Annotated in this window: 14 protein-coding genes; 11 read left to right on the top strand and 3 right to left on the bottom strand. The window is 48.6% G+C overall.

Annotated features, from left to right (window positions below; all coding sequences use genetic code 11):
- Positions 1-31: 31 nt before the first annotated feature.
- Positions 32-4,429: a hypothetical protein gene (locus tag RM811_RS11980; RefSeq protein WP_402524465.1), complete on the bottom strand. Its 4,398-nt coding sequence runs from the start codon at positions 4,427-4,429 to the stop codon at positions 32-34.
- 215 nt (positions 4,430-4,644) lie between these two features.
- Between RM811_RS11980 and RM811_RS11985 the strand changes: the two genes are divergently transcribed.
- The 9 genes from RM811_RS11985 (at position 4,645) to hisI (ending at position 15,193) form a co-directional block, all read left to right on the top strand.
- Entirely contained in the window at positions 4,645-5,250 is a 606-nt protein-coding gene (locus RM811_RS11985) for an SPOR domain-containing protein (RefSeq protein ID WP_402524467.1), read from the top strand.
- Positions 5,251-5,430: 180 nt separating this feature from the next.
- Entirely contained in the window at positions 5,431-5,973 is a 543-nt protein-coding gene (hslV, locus tag RM811_RS11990; protein WP_402524469.1) for an ATP-dependent protease subunit HslV, read from the top strand.
- Between the two features lie 30 nt (positions 5,974-6,003).
- The gene (gene hslU, locus RM811_RS11995; RefSeq protein ID WP_402524472.1) at positions 6,004-7,341 is read left to right on the top strand and encodes an ATP-dependent protease ATPase subunit HslU; all 1,338 of its coding nucleotides are present in this window, start codon (positions 6,004-6,006) and stop codon (positions 7,339-7,341) included.
- Between the two features lie 205 nt (positions 7,342-7,546).
- A complete protein-coding gene (locus RM811_RS12000; protein WP_402524474.1) occupies positions 7,547-7,924 on the top strand; it encodes a gamma-butyrobetaine hydroxylase-like domain-containing protein in 378 nt (125 codons plus the stop codon).
- Between the two features lie 451 nt (positions 7,925-8,375).
- Positions 8,376-11,531, top strand: coding sequence for a hypothetical protein (locus RM811_RS12005; RefSeq protein WP_402524476.1), 3,156 nt, complete (start codon positions 8,376-8,378; stop codon positions 11,529-11,531).
- 228 nt (positions 11,532-11,759) lie between these two features.
- On the top strand, positions 11,760-12,527 hold the full coding sequence (ubiE, locus tag RM811_RS12010; protein ID WP_402524478.1) for a bifunctional demethylmenaquinone methyltransferase/2-methoxy-6-polyprenyl-1,4-benzoquinol methylase UbiE: 768 nt from the start codon (positions 11,760-11,762) through the stop codon (positions 12,525-12,527).
- Positions 12,527-13,162, top strand: a complete 636-nt coding sequence (locus RM811_RS12015) for an SCP2 domain-containing protein (RefSeq protein WP_402524480.1) — start codon at positions 12,527-12,529, stop codon at positions 13,160-13,162. Before ubiE ends, RM811_RS12015 begins: the two co-directional genes overlap by 1 nt.
- Positions 13,163-13,171: 9 nt before the next feature.
- A complete protein-coding gene (gene ubiB / locus RM811_RS12020; protein WP_402524481.1) occupies positions 13,172-14,773 on the top strand; it encodes a ubiquinone biosynthesis regulatory protein kinase UbiB in 1,602 nt (533 codons plus the stop codon).
- A 12-nt stretch (positions 14,774-14,785) separates the two neighbouring features.
- A complete protein-coding gene (gene hisI, locus RM811_RS12025) occupies positions 14,786-15,193 on the top strand; it encodes a phosphoribosyl-AMP cyclohydrolase (protein ID WP_402524483.1) in 408 nt (135 codons plus the stop codon).
- Positions 15,194-15,499: 306 nt separating this feature from the next.
- Here hisI and RM811_RS12030 read toward each other — a convergent pair whose 3' ends face one another.
- Positions 15,500-15,877 (bottom strand): NirD/YgiW/YdeI family stress tolerance protein, encoded by a 378-nt coding sequence (locus RM811_RS12030; protein ID WP_402524485.1) that lies wholly within the window; start codon positions 15,875-15,877, stop codon positions 15,500-15,502.
- A gap of 305 nt (positions 15,878-16,182) precedes the next feature.
- Between RM811_RS12030 and RM811_RS12035 the strand changes: the two genes are divergently transcribed.
- Positions 16,183-17,472 (top strand): metallophosphoesterase, encoded by a 1,290-nt coding sequence (locus RM811_RS12035; protein ID WP_402524488.1) that lies wholly within the window; start codon positions 16,183-16,185, stop codon positions 17,470-17,472.
- A gap of 111 nt (positions 17,473-17,583) precedes the next feature.
- Here RM811_RS12035 and RM811_RS12040 read toward each other — a convergent pair whose 3' ends face one another.
- Positions 17,584-19,212, bottom strand: coding sequence for a hypothetical protein (locus RM811_RS12040; RefSeq protein WP_402524490.1), 1,629 nt, complete (start codon positions 19,210-19,212; stop codon positions 17,584-17,586).
- A gap of 238 nt (positions 19,213-19,450) precedes the next feature.
- Here RM811_RS12040 and RM811_RS12045 point away from each other — a divergent pair, with 238 nt between their 5' ends.
- Positions 19,451-20,092, top strand: a complete 642-nt coding sequence (locus tag RM811_RS12045) for a lysoplasmalogenase (protein WP_402524493.1) — start codon at positions 19,451-19,453, stop codon at positions 20,090-20,092.
- Positions 20,093-20,150 lie beyond the last annotated feature (58 nt).

The following is a 20,150-nucleotide window of genomic DNA, read 5'->3' on the forward strand; positions in this document are numbered from 1 at the left end:
TCTGCCTGGATACGACTTAAATTACAGGGTTTTAAACATAAGATACGGTTATTGAGTTGCCATTATCGTCTGAATATACGTTTTCAATTGGTGTGGTAGCACCGATTACTGTAATGCTGTCACCGGTATCCAGCTTGATCGCAAGGGCGTTGCCCCCGGTCAGTTCGTCAACGTCGTCCAGTGAGACAGTGATGGAATCAGAACTAATTCCGTTATCAGAAAAATCAATGGTTTCCACATTGTCGATCAGATCTTTGAGGGCGGTCAGGCTGATATCGGCGTCAGCGCTGTTGTTGATTTTAAGGGTGTCGTTATCTGCCCCACCATCCAGTTTTTCTGTTTTGTCGGTGTTACTGAGAGCCGCAAAATCAATGGTCAGGCTATCATGGCCACCCGCGCCGTTCAGATGTTTTCCGGAGGCGCCGGTCAGGGTGTCGCTGTATTGTGAGCCGATAATTCCTTCAATATCATAAAGCCGTTCTGTGGCACCTTCGCCATTGTTGCGGATCTGATAAGAAGAGAGTTCGTAAGTAAAATCTACCTCTATGCCAATGCTGTCGTCCGAAACATGGTCGGCAAAACTGACGGTGTCGAAACCTTCGTCATCCTCATTATCGCTGTAGGCTATTGTGCCGCCGACAAACGTGTCAACGCCGCTGCCTCCGATAAGGATGTCGTCCCCATCACCGCCCTGTATGTGGTCATATCCCTGATTGCCGTGCAGCGTATCGTCGCCCTTGCCACCGAAAAGTTCGTCGTTACCGGAGTTAGCGATCAGTATGTCATCACCATCCAGACCGAACAGATCATTGCTGTCGGTATTGGCGGTCAGGATGTCGTTATAATTACTGCCGGACAGGTGTTGAATATTTAATAATTCATCCTCGCCATCGCCACCGCTGGCTGACCCCGTCCGGTCATTTTTAATGATGGCAGTGACGCCGGCTGTGGCGAATTCATAACTGGCGGTGTCATAGCCGCTGCCGCCATCAATGATGTCATTACCCGCCCGGCCATTGAGTACATCGTTGCCGTCACTGCCATACAGCTCATTGATGCCATCATCGCCGGTAAGTTGATCCGGATTAATCGTGCCTGTTAGTACTTCAATATTGCGAATTTCATCCGTGCTGTAGATGCCAGCAATCGTATATGAGGCATTACCATTATGGATGTTGGCGATGACGCCGTTGGTGATGTTGATGCGACTGAAATCGATGGTGTCCTTGCCATCGCCGCCATCCAGAATGTTGTCGCTGGCATTGCCGCTCAGTGTGTCATCGCCGCTGGAGCCGATAATGCCTTCGATGCTGGTCCATGTGTCCAGTGAGCCTGACTCATCGGTAAACGTCATGTCGCTGATCAGGGTGATATCAATAGCGACAGATTGTGCTGAGTAGTCAGCAATGTCGGTACCATCACCACCTTGCAGCTGATCAGCACCAGCACCACCGGCAAGAATATCGTTCCCCTGTCCCCCGATGAGTTCATCATCACCGGCCTCACCGGAGAGAATGTCATTACCGGCATTACCTGTCAGCGTGTTGTTCTGATCATTACCGGTCAGGGTGTCGTTGAATTGAGTACCGACAATATTCTCGATATATCGCAGGGTGTCATCATCAGCAGCATTGCCATTGGTGGCTGTCCCAGTGTCCGTCCCGGAGTTAAGGCTGGCGGTGATAGCCAGCGCCTGAGTGCTGTAATCCACGGTATCAATGCCATCGCCACCATCCAGCGAGTCGATACCTGCGCCAGCGAATAGCCAGTCATTTCCCTGGCCACCATTGAGGGTATCGTCACCGCTTTCCCCATAGAGGGTATCGTTATCAGCATCGCCGTTCAGGGTGTCATTCCCTGTACCACCGTAGAGGGTGTCGTCCTGATTGCCACCATTGAGGGTATCGTTATCCTGCTCACCATAAAGGACGTCTACACCATCGCCACCCTGAAGGCTGTCATCCCCGTTGCGGCCATAGAGGGTGTCGTCGGATGCTTCTCCGGAAAGGGTGTTGGCATTGCCATCGCCCATCAGGGTATCGGCATGGGCTGTCCCTTTCAGGCTTTCGATCCCGCTGAAGGTGTCGCTATGTTCGGTGCCGTCAAAGTTATAGGTAACCTGGTTGTCGGAGACGCTGAGGGTAATGCCGGACTGGATTTCGGTGCGGTTGAAGTCCAGGGTGTCGTTGCCATTGCCGCCATCAAAATGGTTGCTGTTGGCGTCACCGCTGAAAATGTCATCGCCGCTGGAGCCAATAATGTTTTCGATATTGCTCAGGGTGTCGGTTGCGCTGGATTGGTCCACAACAGAGGCCATGCCGCTGGTGAGTTCAACATGGACACCTGTGGTCTGGCCGGAGTAGTCAGCCGTATCAATTCCATCGTTGCCGTTCAGGGTGTCTGAGCCATCACCGCCGATCAACCGGTCGCTGCCAGAGCCTCCAAGCAGCGTATCGTCACCGTCGCCGCCGGATAGCGTATCGTTGCCGTCGCCAGCTGAAAATGTGTTTGCCAGGGCATTACCGGTTAAGGTATCACTCTCTCGGGTGGCGATGATTTGTTCAATATTTTGCAGCGTATCATCATCGGCACTGTTGCCATTGGTGACTGAGCCATTCGTCAGATTAACCGTGATTGCTGAAGTCTCAGCACTGTAGTCTGCTGTATCAAAACCATCGCCACCATCCAGAGTGTCTTGACCGGCATCACTGAGCAGTGTGTCATCACCGTCACCACCATTGACGATATCATTGCCATCACCGGCGGAAATAGTGTTGTTGTTCTGGTCACCGGTCAGCTGGTCGGCAAACTGTGAACCCAGGATGTTTTCAAAGTTTGCCAGGGTATCGGTATCGCCGTAGCCATCCGTGGCCGTGCCCGTGACCAGGCTGACTGTGACGCCGGCGGTTATCGCGGCATTGACGCTGCCGCGGTAGTCGATGGTGTCAATGCCTGTGCCGCCATCAAGGTGGTCGGAACCGGGGCCTCCTTTCACCTGGTCATCACCCCCTCCTGAGTTGACGATGTCATCGGCCACGCCGGCATCAACCACGTCGTTGCCCGCACCAAGCCGGATGTCATCGCTGTTGTGCTGCTGGTTAAAAACCAGTGCTGTTTCACCATTAACCTCAAGATCCAGGTCCCCTTCATTCAGGACGGATTCGGCAAACACCGGGAGGCTGAATACTTCCGTGGTGATGCCGCTCTCTTCTTTGAAATCAACTTCAAATAGCAGGCTGAAACCGGAAGTTTCGCTCTCTCCTACCGGGTGTTTAACAATAAATCTATGGTCTTCAATCACCCATTTTTCTCTTGAATCGTCGGTGGCTTCCACCAGAATACCCCCGTCAATGGACCAGCCAGAGGGCAGGCCATAGACCGCAACCTGTTGTATGACATTGGTATCCGGCCCACTGATGGTTAACAGTTTGCTGGACAGCTCGTCCGTGAAATAGTTGGGGTTGTCGGCCTGAATAGTGATGCCATCTGCCCCATCAATGTTTCCGGAGTCCGGATAATAAATTTGCTCACTGTTCAGCTGCGCGCTGTGTACTGGGTTAGTGGTTGATTCCAGCGAACCACCACCTCCTAAATAGGTGGCTGAACTCTCATAGGCGGCGACATTGGTGAGGCTGATGGCATAGCCTTCGGTCACTGCGGTGCCAGTGCCAGTGCCTTCGGTAATTACCGTGGCGGCCGTGGTGATGGGGGGGAGGTCCGGATTGTCGGTGCTCCCGGAGCCAGTGCTGCTATCTGACGGGGATGACAGCGCAGGGGTGTCAGTACTGGTGGAGGTGTCACTGGAAATCTCTTCCAGTTGTCTGCTTTCTCTGGTCATCGCCTGCTGAAACGTTGACAGGTTTTGCTGGCTGGACTTGCCGGAAGTTTCCTGTTTGAGCTGGCTCACCTCTTCAGCAAAGCTCTTGCTAAAACCGGATTCAGTGTTTACGGTGCTGGACTGATTGGTCGGCGCTGTTGAGTCTGTCTCCGGAGGGGCTTGCTGTTCATCGGAAGGTTGATCGCTGATGGTCGGTTCATTGGCGGGGGCGGATAACGGCCCAAGATTTTGGACATCGACAGCCTGCTGGTAGGCGGCCCGGGCGATAAACTGATCTCCCGTGAGCGTCGAACCATCGGCAAATTTAACCTGCAGTGGCTGGCCGGTGGCGGTCATGATGCCCGCCATCAGGATAACCTGTTCAGAACCATCGGGAAAAAGGAAGACAAAGTCCGGGCCTCGCACTTCCATCTGAATATCAGTGGCGGTGCTATTGATGATATATTCACCCCGGGTTGAGGACGTTTCGATCTGAACAGGGCGCTGGTTTGGTTCGGAGGGGTTGGCGATAGCAGTGCTGAAAGTCGATGAGCCTGTGTCTGTGCCCGCTACTTCAGATAATGAATCCACTGGTGGTTGTACATCTTCCATGATGAAACGTCCTGACAAAAATGAGCTATCATTGCCCGGAAAATTGACGGGCTTCTGAAATCGATCATGTTTTTTGAGTATAGACATGCCCGGGCAATACTTTTGGGGAGGATTTACCGGCAGTTTGTTTTCAATACAGCCGGTAGCGCTTGACCGGATACAGGTATTGCCGGTGATAATTAAACCCTATTCCTTAATTTTGAAATTTGAGACAGATGACAGCCAGATCAAACAGTACAAAGCGTGGAGCCAGCAAGTCGAAAAGCACCGGCAAAAGGTCGTCAGCGGGTATGCCTGGCTGGGTCTGGTTGCTGGCAGGGCTGGCGATAGGGGTGTTTGTGGCTTTTCTGGCCGGGTTAACGCCTTCGGCCAAAGATGTCAGGACCGTGGCTGAGCAGGTTGCTTCAGGTGCTGTGGATGAGCAGAAAAGAGCTGATCTGAAAAAAGATAGCCAGCCGGTTTTTGATTTTTATACCCTGCTTCCCGAGTCGGAAGTGACGGTTTCCATCGCTGATCCTGCCCCTGCGAAAACCCAACCCCAAAAAGCAGATAAGACAACGGCAGTGCCTGCAGCAAGCGCTAAACCAAAGAAGTACCTGCTGCAGGCTGGTTCATTCCGGAGTTTCAAGGATGCCGAACGGCTCAGAGTTCAATTGCTGCTTGAAGGGTTGATGCCAAAAGTTGAGAAAGTGAGTGTAGGGGGAGGGGAAACCTGGCATCGAGTGCAGCTGGGACCATTCACTGACCGCCCATCACTCCAGAATGCCCAGAAAGTGCTGGCAGGTAAGAATATTGATAGTCTTCTCTTGCAACTCAAATAATCCCGCTGTCCGTAGTCCGTAGTCCGAAAAAGCCCGTCTTATCTTTTTCGGGCGGTGGTAAGCGGGAAGCGGATAACGAGCTACGTTCAGAAATGAGTTTCTACCCGAACCCTCTTGATAATTGATTTTGTCCCCCCCATATAATGACCCGTTATCCGTATTATTATTAAGGAGCGAGCCTTGGAACAGTATCGTGGCACAACTATTTTGTCGGTACGTCGTGGCGACCGTGTCGTGATCGGTGGCGATGGTCAGGTTTCGCTGGGTGATGCCGTCATTAAAGGCAATGCCCACAAAGTACGTCGCTTATTCCACGGAAAAGTGATTGCTGGTTTTGCGGGTGGTACCGCTGATGCATTTACGCTGTTTGAGCGCTTTGAAGCTCAGTTGGAAAAGCATCAGGGGCGGCTGGTCAAGTCGGCCGTTGAACTGGCTAAAGAGTGGCGTATGGAGCGAGCCCTGCAAAGGCTGGAGGCAATGTTGATCGTTGCGGATGCCAGCGCCTCCCTGATTATTACCGGAAATGGTGATGTGATGGAAACAGAGGACGGTATTCTCTCCATAGGCTCCGGTGGATTTTATGCTCAGGCAGCCGCCAAGGCGCTGTTTCAGAACACTGAGATAGGCGCCAGGGATATTGTCGAAAAGAGTCTCGGTATTGCGGCAGATATTTGCGTTTACACCAATTCGAATCAAGTCATTGAAGAGCTTCCAATTGCCTGAAGGCACTGCTATTTATAACGAGTTTCAATTATGTCAGATATGACACCCCGCGAAATTGTCCATGAGCTGGACAAACATATTATTGGTCAGGATGATGCCAAGCGCGCTGTAGCAATAGCGCTGCGGAACCGCTGGCGCAGAATGCAGTTGAGTGAAGAGCTGCGTAATGAAATCAGTCCCAAAAATATTCTGATGATTGGCCCTACCGGTGTCGGTAAAACCGAAATTGCCCGGCGTCTTGCCCGGCTGGCCAATGCTCCATTCATCAAGATTGAAGCCACCAAATTTACTGAAGTTGGCTACGTTGGCCGTGATGTTGAGTCCATTGTCCGTGACCTGATGGATGCGGCGATCAAAATGCTTCGGGAAAAGGAAATAGAGCGAGTGCGACATCGTGCGCTGGATGCGGCTGAAGAGCGCATTCTGGATGCTTTGCTGCCACCGGCGCGTACCTTCAGTGAAGAGTCACAGCCACAGGATAACCCTACCCGGCAGGTGTTCCGCAAGAAGCTCCGTGAAGGTGACCTGGACGACAAAGAGATTGAAATTGATGTGCGTGAAGCGGCCATGGGCGTTGAGATCATGGCACCTCCGGGCATGGAAGAGATGACCAGTCAGCTGCAGAGCATGTTCTCCAGCATGAATACCGGCAAGTCCAAAAGCCGCAAGCTGAAAGTCAAAGACGCCATGCGCATGGTTCAGGAAGAAGAAGCCGCCAAGCTGGTCAACGAAGATGAGCTGAAGGCCATGGCCGTGGATGCCGTTGAACAGAATGGCATTGTCTTTCTTGATGAAATTGACAAAGTGGCCAAGCGTTCCGGTTCTTCCAATGCGGATGTGTCCCGGGAAGGGGTTCAGCGTGACCTGTTGCCATTGATTGAAGGTTGCACCGTTTCCACCAAGTACGGCATGGTGAAAACCGATCATATTCTGTTTATCGCCTCTGGTGCTTTCCATCAGGTCAAGCCTTCAGATCTGATTCCGGAATTACAGGGTCGTCTGCCAATCCGCGTTGAGTTGAAGGCGCTCACGTCTGATGACTTTATGCGCATTCTGACTGAGCCGGACGCCTCCCTGACCGAGCAGTATCAGGCGTTGCTGGCAACGGAATCACTCAATATTGAGTTTACTGAGGATGCCATCCGTCGTATCGCTGAGGTCTCCTGGCAGGTTAACGAGCGTACTGAGAATATTGGTGCCCGTCGTCTCCACACCGTGCTGGAGCGTTTGCTGGAAGAAGTCTCTTTCAGTGCGGTAGACCTCGCCTCCTCTCAGGATGGCGCACCCCTGAAAATTGATGCCGCTTATGTGGATCAACATCTGGGCGAACTGGTTCAGGATGAAGATCTGAGCCGTTATATTCTCTAACTCTCTGATTCATAAACGGGCCTCTCTTTGAAGTGAGGCCTCTTTTTTCAGGTGAGGCCTCTTTTTTCAGGTGAGGCCTCTTTTTTCAGGTGAGGCCTCTTTTTTCAGGTGAGGCCTCTTTTTTCAGGTGAGGCCTCTTTTTTCAGGTGAGGCCTCTTTTTTCAGGTGAGGCCTCTCTCATCTTTCTAATCCCGGTATTCTACCTGTGACAACACAGATTCCATCTGCCATTAAACTCCACAAACTCTCCAGGTTGCTGGAAGTGCAGTTCGGAAATGAAAGCTTTCAGTTGGAGGCCGAATTTCTCCGGGTGTTGAGTCCTTCTGCCGAGGTACGAGGGCATGGCAACCCTGTTTTACAAACGGGTAAGATGAATGTGGCCATTACCGGTGTGGAGATGGTTGGCCAGTATGCCATCAAGCTGATATTTGATGATGGTCATGATAGCGGTATTTATGACTGGAATTATCTGTATGAGCTTTGCCATAACAGGCAGCAGCTTTGGGATGAATACTTGCAAGCTATAAGAGATGCAGGGGCCAGTCGTGATCCGGAAGTTTCAATAGTTCGCCTTTTTCAATAAGCATGATAAGCAAGGATGCTCTCAGGTTGTTCTTATTCGTTTTAAGTATTTTTAATCGATTCCTTATCAATTAAGTTTTTAAAACAGATGTTTATTTACGATAACAGCTCTCCTATCTATAAATCAGAGTGTCAACATTCTGGTACAACCTTAAACCTCGCGTTAATTGCCTTGAAAATTCACAGCCATTAGCTGCTTAGGGATTGTCCTTTAATAAATTCCACATTTGGGAAAACAGTCATTATTACCGACCAACTCCCGCTGTCATCCTGTACAATCCCTGTACAGGATGACAGCGGAGAACGCAGCCGGAATTGTTTAAGTACTGCTCCCCAGGTGCCTCAATCTACTGGCAAATGGATAATTTATTTCGGGACAATTCCTTAAGGACTTGCCAGTTTACTGTCCTATACTTTCAGGAAATGATATAGACAGCTAAGGATGGCTTCTCATGGAAGGTGGAAAAATACCAGGAGTTGGAAATCCAACATCTCGCAATATAACTCAGCCTCCGGGCTCTGAAAATGAAAATTCTGCTGAACAGAAGCCAGTGAAGACTGGTAAGGGGCAGAAAGTTTCCAAACTATCAAAACTGAAAAACTTTTTCTCAAAAAGAAATAATAAGTCTGAAGGTAAGGAAAAAGCAGAACAGACGCTGCTTGCCAAAAGAGATACCAGATTATCTGAATCTGCTAACTCAGTCACAAGCGACGCTGTTGAAGATAAAAGTGGAATTGCTGGTTTTGGAGCTTCAGATGAGGATTTAACCACACAAGCGGGGCAAGTTAGCCTGCTTGAGCAAGATTCCACTAATGACGTAAACAGCGCCGTCAAAGGCCGTCGAGATAAGACAAGCAATGATCATGGGTCTTCCATTGCTTTTGGTGAAGGTTATGTGGAGGCTTTTGCGGGTACAGAGGGCATGGTGCTTTATGGCGCTATGAAATTTGCAGAGGACATAAGCGCAGTCAGGGACTCAGGGCTTTCAATAGAAAACGTTTTAGAAAGCTCTGGAATGGAAAACTCTGGAATGGAAAACTCTGCCCTTGAAGAGGGTGAGCGTCTTTTGCAAATTCTGAAGGATTCGGCGGAAGCGGGGATCGTAAGGGATGATATTGAGGCACTTGTGGATGCCTCGCAAACCGGTCTCAATCAAGCGGTTGATTTGAAAGAATCCATTGGTGTTCAAAAAGATAGCGTAACAGAAGCCCTGGGGGAAAAGGAGGGGCTTTTGGCTACTGCTGAAGAGTCGCAGATGCAACTCTCTCAGCAGGTGGCTGATGGAACATCTCAGGTTAACCAATTGCAAGCGGATGTGGATGGCCTTCAGGGCTCAATTGCTGATACAAATCAAGCCATTACTGAACAGCAGGATCTTATTACTGAGTTGCAGGATCAACTTGCTGAGGGGCAGCGTCTATTAGACCTTGCCAATGAAGGGGTTAGGGACACATTTAATGATGCGGCAAATCCGGCTTTTAACGAGTTGACAACACTGGTTGAAGAGCATCAGGCAATACTTGCAAGTCAGCAGGCTGAATTGACCTCTTTAGAAAGTGTGCTGGCGGTTAAAAGTACAGAGCTGGCTTCTGCAGAAAGTGAATTGGCTGAGTTGCAGGAGCCGTTAGCTGAGGCCGGGAATGCAGTGACAACCCTGACTGAAGAGACTACCGCACTGCAAGGTCAGCTTGATGATCTGGAGCAGGATTATGCTCAGGCCAGCGAGCAGGTTTCAGAGGCAGAAGATCAGCTTACTGAGCTGAATAGCATTGACGATCTCGCCAATGACGCTGTTGAAGCTGGTGACCTGGAGGAGGTTCAGGAGCTTTTAGCTGAGGCGGAAGTGGTTGCGGGGGAGGCCGAGGCCGAGGCTGTTGATGTCAGTGAGGTGGTAGTTAGTGAGACAGCGGGTAGTGCAGACATTTCTGATTTATTCGATCCAGTTAGTGTGGGTGTTGATGTGGGTTCGGGAATCCTTGCCCACAGTCTTACGCTTGGTCGCAAGGCTTATAAGCTTTCTAAGCTTAAGAACCGGCAGGAGGCCTTTAGCAAGTGTGGTGATGTTATTGGTCGGTGGGATTCCGATGCTAAAGGAGGGAAGGACTCGGCTTCGGTTCAGGATTTAAAAGACTACGCACTGGTTGCGAAGCTGTCTGATGTTGGCTCTGTTGAGAAAACCAATTCTTTACGAACAGTTCTCAGTGAAAGCAAATGCCATTTCAGTGATGATAACAAAATGGCTAAACTGGCTGACAGTTTGATTGACATTGCAGGGGGAATAACGGGAGCTAAGGACTCTGTATTAGGCAAAGAATTTGGGGGGAAGACCATAGCTGAACAGCTAAAACAGTGGAAAACAGACTTTGAGAAGAAGGGTAAAGATTATAAAGCTGGAAAGGACGCGGACAAAACAAGAAGTGAAGATGGGAAAAAGCGATTAAAACCCGGACACCAGTCAAAAAGGCTGATGCAGCAGTTCAATGCCATTGTGAAGCCTCTTGGTGTTGAAATGAAATATAAGACGCCTGTATTGAAAAAAATTGGTGAGTCAGCATTAGCAACTGATCACCGGTTTGTTATTAATGATAAGAAGTTGCATGCTCATTTAAGTAAAACTGTACAGCTTCCCACCCAGAACGATGTCAAAAGTCAAGTGCTTGATTATAAGGATGATGCTCCGGCATTGAAATCTTTTGCTAACTATGAACAGAGAAAGATTGATCATCAGGTACGTCAGATGAAATGGACAGGAGCAGCACTGGCTACTGCGATGATACCTGTGTTGAAAGTCGATTACGGTGTCCGTGCACTCAGGGAGTTAGAAGACGGCAACTATAGATCAGAGAGTAATTTGATTCTCGACTCGAAACTGAAGAATATTGGTGATTTTGCCCAGAGTAGATTTGATATGCTCAACGGCAACCCATCTTTAAAAAATGCGTTGGAATTAGCTGCTGATGTAATTGATGCAAAAAAAGATCGTACGAGTGTTAAACAAGCCAGCTCGGATGCACAGGCAGCTATTGATGTGGTGGGGGCTTCTGCTGGCACAGTGGCATCTATAGCGGCGCCCGGCCTCGGGAGCCTTGCTACCAACGCTACGGTTGGGGTTGCCAAGCTTGCTGCTGCTGGAGTTTCTATTGCTGCGAGGGTTAGAGCTGATAGGAAGAATAAGCAGTTTGGCCGAATTGAAACAAAAGTCTACTCATCATTGAAAGAAACTTTTAACAACTCTAAATCAGACGATGAGAGAGGAGATGTCCTAAGTCTCACCGCAGATCTGTTCGATATCTCCAATGAGCAGGCAAGGATGCTGTTCAATCAGAGTGGCGAAAAGGATCTTGTCTCTGCGAAAGGTATGATCCGGCTGAGGTTTACTAACACTGTTGTTGGGAAGTCAGCTGATAATTCAGGAAAGGCTGCGAAAGCTGCTCAATCTGACCCAATGGCTGAGCCCATTTATGAGGAAATTGGTGGGCCTTCAGTGAAGGGTGAGGCAGTCGGTCAGGGCAACTCTACCTATGACAGCTCGAATGGGAGTATTTCTACGAGTTGGGTATGGGGAAACGAAGACGGAGAAGACGGAGAGCAAGAAACACGTTTATAAACTTGATTTTGCTATAATCGGGCTGTTCCACTGACAGCCCGGTTTGTTATTTGTTGAAACCGCGTTAAATAACCAGCTTATGCTCTCATCCTCGGATTGCCGTGTTTTTCTCCATTATCATCCCCGGTTTACATCTCTGACTCTCAACCCTAATCTACTGACACCGATCCCCGTTTGCCTTTACAATAGCCAGCCATAAGATTGATCGGATGAATGCCGGGAAGGGTCATGACAGACAGTGGCAAGCATAAAGGTGACGGCACAACCCATTTTGGTTATCGCGATGTGCCGGAAAATGAAAAAGAAGGAATGGTTGCCGGGGTCTTTCATTCCGTAGCCAGTAGCTACGATGTGATGAATGACCTGATGTCCATGGGGGTTCATCGTCTCTGGAAGCGCTTTACCATTGAGCTTTCTGCTGTCCGGCCTGGTCAGGCTGTGCTCGATATCGCTGGTGGTACTGGCGATCTGGCGAAACAGTTTTCCCGTATGGTTGGGGGCAAAGGACGCGTTGTTCTGGCGGATATTAACGAATCCATGCTCCGTGTGGGCAGGGATCGACTGATTGACCAGGGTGTTGTGGGCAATATGGAGTTTGTTCAGGCCAATGCGGAGTGTCTGCCGTTTCCGGATAATACCTTTGACTGCGTCACCATCTCCTTTGGCCTGCGCAATGTTACCGATAAGGAGGCAGCGCTTCGTTCCATGTGCCGGGTTCTGAAGCCCGGTGGCCGGCTACTGATTCTGGAATTCTCCAAAACCAATAACCCACTGTTGACCAGGGCCTATGATGCCTATTCGTTCAGTCTGTTGCCAATGATAGGCAAGCTGGTGGCTGGCGATTCTGAAAGCTATAAATACCTGGCGGAAAGTATTCGCATGCACCCGGATCAGGAAACCCTTGAAGGCATGATGAAGGATGCGGGTTTTGTGAATACCACTTATCACAATATGACCGGCGGCATTGTGGCTCTGCATAAGGGAGTCAAGCCCTGATGGTGGATCCTGTTGTCAAAACCGGTTTGCTGGCAGCTATTGAGCATCAGGTGAATGCGCTGCTGGCACTGGATCCGGTGACCATAAAAAAACTGTCGCAATGGTTTGGTAAGGTCGTTTCTTTTCAATGCACTTCACCTCGGTGGGCATGTTTTGTTCATTTTGAGCAGGACCGGATTCGTTTGGCCAGCGTCTTTGAGGGGGAGGTTGATGCAATTTTTGAAGGTTCCAGCGCTGCATTTGCCGTACTGGTAGCCCGGAGGGATCTGCCATTTTTTGAAATTCCCGGTTTAACCATTTCCGGCGATGAGGCGCTGATTAAGGATTTGCAGCACATTCACCAGCAACTGGAAATTGATTGGGAAAGACCGCTTTGCCAAACCTTTGGCGATATTCCCGGGCATATGATGGCCCGAGGGGTTCGCTTTATTGGTGATCATGCCCACAGAGGGCAGAAGCTGGTTATGGATAATCTTGGGGAATATCTTCAGGAAGAGCTTCGCCTGATTCCTTCAAGAGTAGAAGTGGAAGGCTTTATTGCAGAGGTTGGTCAGCTGGCTGAGTCTATGGACAGACTGGAACTCCAGTGGCAAGACACGCTTAAATCTAAAACCACATCAGATGCAAAATCATAAGCCGGGGGCTTGCCGTTGATTCGCTTATTGAAAATTGTGGCAGCTATCGCCCGTAACCGGCTGGACAACCTGATTGATCTGGATCGATCACCGTTCTGGTTGCGCTGCGTTCTGAGGTTACTGCCATGGCGATATGTTATCCGGAATAATGCGCCCCGCGGGGAGCGGATACGACTGTCGCTGGAAGCACTGGGTCCCATCTTTATCAAGTTTGGCCAGATTCTCTCAACTCGAAGAGATCTTCTGCCCGACGATATCAGTGATGAATTATCCCGCCTTCAGGATGATGTACCGCCATTTCCGGCAGAGGATGCCGTTGCCATCATTGAGTCTGCTTTTGCCTGTGGTGTCGATACTCAGTTTGCCCGTTTTGATCGTGAACCCCTGGCCTCTGCTTCTGTTGCCCAGGTGCATACGGCAAGGTTGCACACGGGGGAGGAAGTGGTGGTAAAAGTGATTCGCCCGGGTATTGAGCGGGTGATTCGCAAAGACATCGGGTTGATGTATCTGTTTGCCCGTCTGCTTATCACGCTCTCAAAAGACGCCCGTCGTCTTCGTCCGGTTGAAGTGGTGGCGGATTATGAACGTACTATTTTTGATGAGCTTGACCTGCTCCGGGAAGCGGCCAACTGTTCTCAGTTGCGGCGTAACTTCCTGGCTTCACCGTTATTATACGTGCCTCAGGTTTATTGGGATCACTGTCGTACAAAAGTGATGGTAATGGAGCGCATTTATGGAGTTCCGGTTTCTGATATCGCCACGTTACAGGCAAAGAACGTGGATATGAAAAAACTGGCGGAGCGAGGCGTTGAAATCTTTTTCACCCAGGTGTTCCGGGATCGTTTTTTTCATGCGGATATGCATCCGGGCAATATTTTTATTGATGCCAGTAATCCTCAGGAGCCCCGTTACATCGGGATAGACTTTGGCATTGTTGGAACCCTGGAACCGGAAGATCAGCATTATCTGGCCAGTAATCTTCTGGCTTTTTTCCGTCGTGATTATCGCAAAGTTGCCCAGTTGCACGTGGATTCAGGCTGGGTGCCGAGGGATACACCGGTGGGTGAGTTGGAAGCGGGCATTCGTACGGTTTGCGAGCCGATCTTTGAAAAGCCATTGAAAGATATCTCCTTTGGGCAGCTGCTGGTTCGGTTATTTCAGGTTGCCCGTCGTTTTAATATGGAAGTGCAGCCTCAGCTGGTGTTGCTGGAAAAGACCTTGCTGAATGTGGAAGGGCTTGGCCGGCAGCTATACCCTGATCTGGACCTCTGGGTAACGGCTCAGCCATATCTGGAAAAGTGGATGAGAGACCAGGTAAGCCCAATGGGTATTGCCTGCAATATTAAGGAGCAGAGTGCTGACTGGCTGTTGAGCGCTCCGGTCATGGCTCAGAAAGTGATATCAACGGTTCGGACTCTGGTTGATCAGCAGCAGTCTTTCCATCAGCAGCAGGTTCTGGCAGAAAAACGCAGGGTAAGGCAGCGGCGTGCCGGGTTTGTGTTGTTGGTTGCCGGAATTGCAGTCTTGGCTTGGTCAGGCTCCTTTGTCATCAATGAGTCGATGTCTGGCCTGATGATTGCGGTGTTGGGTGGCTGGTTGATACTTCGATAATGGATAAAAAAGATGATAACAAATCAGTGGCTGGATGAAGTGCAATGGAATGATGATGGTCTGGTAACGGCCATTGCCCAGGATCATGACACCGGCGAGGTTTTGATGCTGGCCTGGATGAACCGGGAGTCCCTTGAGCTGACCCTGAATGAACAGATTGCCGTTTACTGGTCTCGTTCAAGGAGAAAGCTGTGGCGTAAGGGTGAAAGCTCCGGCTATACGCAAAGGTTGGTAGAGTGCCGCCTTGACTGTGATGGTGATGCGATTCTGCTTAAGGTTGAGCAGGTGGGTGGTATTGCCTGCCATACCGGGCGTAAATCCTGTTTTTATCGTCGCCTTGTGGATGAAGGCGGAAATGCTTTGTGGAATACCGAAGATCCGGTGCTTCAGGATCCTGAAACTATTTATGGAGAGCAGTAAGGGAAATGGCATTGTAGAAAGCACCAGCCCTCCGTCATTCCCGCGCCAACCGTCATCCCCGCACAGGCGGCGATCCACTGCTCGAGACAAACTCCCACTCTCGAGATGGATTCCCGCCTTCGCGGGAAAGACGGAGGGGGTAGAAATCGGCATTTTCAACCTTTTGCGACAGGCTCCTTCGCAGCAAAGACGATAGAGATATAAATGAACATTTACATCCGATCTCGACAACCTCTTAACAACCTCTTAACAACGTCATGGCATAGCACTGTGCTTTGCCATTTCTATAAACAACTCAATCAGTTATTAAAAAACATAGTGAATATCATCAACATCAACCCTGGGAGGCTTATCCGCCGGATTATCCACTTCACCTTTGATAATGACCGGAGATTTCAACGTAAGACCATTATCAGATAACATCGCATCCTCAATAACCACCTTGATTTCGCCGGTCTCTCCACGAAACAAATAAATTTTACCTTTAATTTTTCGGATAAGTTCTCCGGAGATCTTAACAAGCTCTTCATCTTCAGAGGTACTTAAGATCTCTTCCACACTGTATTTATGATACCTTGGTTGTTCAAACATCAGGCTCTCCCTATTAGATGAAGATTGCTCTTGAGAACAGGCTGATGCAATAAATCCCGATAGGATTAAAATTAATAAACGTCCTTTTTTCATAGTACTTATCTCTATTTGGTCCATTACCTGATTATTCGGCGATACCGGATTATGATCTAATTCCTTTTTGACTCTTTGAAAATAAGCACATTAGCGATTCTTAGTACTTTTCAAAAAGCTCACTATATAAAAATAACAGATTCAGGATAGCAAATACTTCCAACTCCTGTTTAAAGAGAATAATCACCTGTCGATATTTTTTATAATTATCATAACGTTAGTTAATTAAAATGCTACTCTCAGAATATCTGCCGACAATGAAATCAAAGAAAAACTCTAACCATTAACATTAAAAAGGCCTTTCCATGTCAGGATTTAAAGCAATATCATTAATTAAATCCTTATTAGTTTTAATGACGGCTTTTTTATTTATCCAAAACAGTTCCGCTTCACAAGAAGCCTGTTCCAACCTTTATGAATATCCTCAATATTCTGGCCAGTTAGTTACACTTTGCCCAGATAATATCGACAGTCAGGAGTTTCATGATATTCAGGGCTTTGCCGGGGGTACCACAGCCTCGTTCCAGCTGGCTCCCGGACATGCGCTGGAAGCCTGCGAAGCCCCGGATGGAAACGGGGTTTGCCGAACCTATTACCACTCCACAGCCAATGTGGGAGAAGAACTGAACGATACATTCTCTTACGCTCGCCTGATTCCGTTCAACTACAACGACTTTCACATGGCATTTATGTCCGATCCGCAATACCCATGGTCCTGTGACAATCAATATCGTAATTGTAATGACAAGGATAAAGCCTGGAAGGAAAATGTAAATCAGATTCAAAGCCTGAATGCATTGATGAATAACCTGGGTAAAGATCAACTCGCCGGTGTGGTTATTAATGGTGACCTGACCGCCTTTGGCCATGACTGGCAGTTCGATGCGTACCAGGAGCTTTACCATAAACAGTTAAAAATGAATGTATATCCGGGCCTGGGAAATCATGATATTGCCAATAACGTTGATGACTGTTTTGCTAATAATTGTGCATCCAGAATGGCACTCTATCTCCGGGATCAGGTTCGAACACTGAATGTTAAACGTTTTGATTATCATGAGTCCGGTGTTCATTACCAGTTTCCCTCACTGAAAAAAGAGTACAGTAAAAGCCTTGCCTACTCTTGGGATATTGGCGACATACACTTTGTTCAGCTCAATAATTACCCAACCTATACCGCTAAATGGAATGGCTGGAACTTCGGTAAGGCAAGGCGTGATTATTTCAATATTCAGTCTGCCAGAGACTGGCTGATTAATGACCTGGAGCAAGCCAGCAAAGAAGGAAAACATATCATCCTTAACTACCATATTTCCAGTTTTACCCATGAAATAAAGGATATTCTTCGCCGATTTAAGGTTTCAGCGATCTTTGCAGGTCACCTGCATCCTTATATTGGCCTGGTCAATTTTCACACGCTCTGGAATTTCTATGGCCCCGGCCAACATCTCCCGGTCTTTCTGGGGAGTGCCGTGGTTTATCAGAAGTATCTGCTGGTTCGCTTTAAGGATGATCAATTTGAGGTCAGTATTGTAAAGAGTGATAAGGGCGCTGATTATCAGCTGGTAAAAGAAGGTGTTTATCCCTTGTATTAACGTTTTATCCTATGGCGGTATTGTTATCCGTGACGCAGGCAATACCCTGTACATCGTTAATGCCTCAGGTTGGATGGTTGAAACGCACCAATAATTAAACGACACCTGCTTTTAAGGTGACGGGTTCATTTTATTTTTTATTTCCAGCGCCAGATTAAGGGTATTGGATGGCATCTGCCAATGCCTGTCATGCTCCAGTTTTCCCTTACCCAGAGCGTTCTCACTACCTGCCAGCACCAGCTTTTTAATAATGGAGGAACAGTTCCGGGTAAGCACATTAAACGACTTATTTTTTACGCTTCCTCGCCACTTTTTCAATATGGCCTGATTATCCATACCTTCCAGCTTAACCATATTTTTTTCCGCCATCATATCCTGAAAGCCATAAATGTCATGCTCTAGCTCCTGACTCCCCCCTCCTCTTTCTTTATAACTTTTCTCAGCACCAAAAGAGAGGTAAACAGACTTCTTCAGAACGTCATCATAAACCAGTATGGCGCTATGACGACCGCCTCTGAATGTCAGTACAATGGCATCACCTGGTTTATTGCAGCGATCCATCAGGTTCTGTACACGCTCAGTTCTTGCTTCTGCACTCTCAAGCCCTGTCATTTCAGCATGTTTATCTTTAGCCCCTTTAGCCCAGTTCACCAGTCCCGCTAAAGGCAGTTTTCGCGGTTGTTTGCTTTTAACATCCAGCTGATCAAGCTGACCTTCAGAAGAGGCACTTTTTGTTAATTTGGCAGGCTTGGGTGGAAGCTGAGGAGGGAAATCGGCCAGGGTTTCGTAAAGATCTTCCCCCAGACTTTCATCCTTAACTTGATCCATCCCTGTATCCAGCGACGTACTTTTCACCAGCTTCGGAGATGAGAATAACTGATTTTCTTCCATACCAGGAAGTGTTTCATAGAGAGGCTCTTCGTCACCGGGGAGCCGCTGATAACCATCCTCTTCAATATCTGGATGTTCATCTGAAGCATTAGCAACCTGTGTATCCCGGCCACTTTCATCAAGACTGGCATAGTCAGGATCATCGAACCATGCCTGGGGAGCTTCCTTATTGAGTTGATGCTTGTTTACTGTCGCGTAAATGGGCTCATTTTGATTGCTATCTGTGACCTCCGGTTCTTCCAGAACCTTCGAGTCATCGGGAATCACCGAATAAGGATCTTCTTCCTCTACCCGCAGAGCCCCATTTTCGTCTCTGATACTATCCGTTAAACCGGCATTTCCTGGTGTATCATCAATACGGGCATAACCACTGTCTCCTTCTTCTGTCCAGGTGATCCGTGGTGGGATGCCCGGGACATCATCAATTGATGCATAACCTGGATCATTATGACCTCCCCCGGTGGACACAGAACTATTGGTGCTTGCCTGCTCCTCATGAAACGGTTGAACACTATCAAATGTATTCAGCTTCTCCGACTGCCGATTTTTATTCACTTTGGCATAAAGGGGCTGTTTATTGACTTTGGCGTAAACAGGATCTGCTTTCTCCTCCTTGCCTGCCATGTAGTTTTTGCCTGATTTATCACTGGCATGAGAAACCGCATAATCGGAGAGTGCTTTTGTTGTCGGCGTTTTCGACGACAATGACTTCTTAATAGAAAGCACTGCTGCTTTCAGCGGCGTGATAAGATACTGCCAGCGACTTCCTTTTTTCTGCGAAACATTATGTTCATTGCCGTGCTGTGTATTCACCGGCTGAACAGAAGGGGAATTTATGTCTTTTCTCATCACAAGGCCTGTTGTCAAAAAACCAGCTATCAGGTTATCGACCCCGAATAAACAGCCTTGAGAGACGTACCTGGCCATGATGAACTTACCGCCACCCTGACGAGAACTTCCGGCATAAGCCTGAAGGCACAAATTGAAAAGTCACTGGCTGAAGCCCTTGGCCCGTGAGAAGCCCTTGGCCTGTGAATAAGTTCAGATCATAATCCCTCACTACACCAACAATAAGAACAGTGAAACCATGTCAAAAACGATCAATCTCACATTCTGGGCCCTGGCCCTCATCTATCTCCTGTTTATGAATCAACTGCCCGTTGCATTGGCGGTTGTGTCAAAAGCAGCCCCTGTTCTTCTGCTACTGATTCCTGTCTGGACACTGCTTGCCGGTAAGTTACGGGCAGGTATGGTGGTCGCGATTCTGTTTTCCGCCGGTGGCGATATCCTGCTGGCTCTGGATGGAACGGTGGGGAACTTCTTTGTGCCCGGTTTAGCCAGCTTTTTGATCGCCCAGGTAACTTATGCAGTTCTGTTCTGGCAGCGCTTTCTATTTAATAGACAACGGCAATGGCTGGCTACCGGTTATATACCCATAGCCCTGATACTGGGGTGGTTTATTTTACCCGCCAGTGGCGAGCTTATGATTCCAGTGATCGCTTATTTACTGGCCATCAGCGCTATGGTGCTTGGTGCGGCTTTTTGCAATCGCCCATGGCAATGGCTATTTGTTGGTGCCTGCACCTTCGCACTCTCTGACAGCCTGATTGCCATCAATAAATTCATACAACCACTGCCTTATGCAGGCGTTGCAATTATGCTGACCTACTATCTGGCGCAGTATATGATCGTAACCGGGATTATTCAGCCCGAAGATAGGAAGCAATGAGAACTATTGGATTACTGGGCGGCATGAGCTGGGAATCAACAGCCTATTACTATCGACT

Origin of the sequence: Endozoicomonas sp. (genome assembly GCF_031844845.1) — a bacterium.
GTDB lineage: Bacteria > Pseudomonadota > Gammaproteobacteria > Pseudomonadales > Endozoicomonadaceae > Endozoicomonas.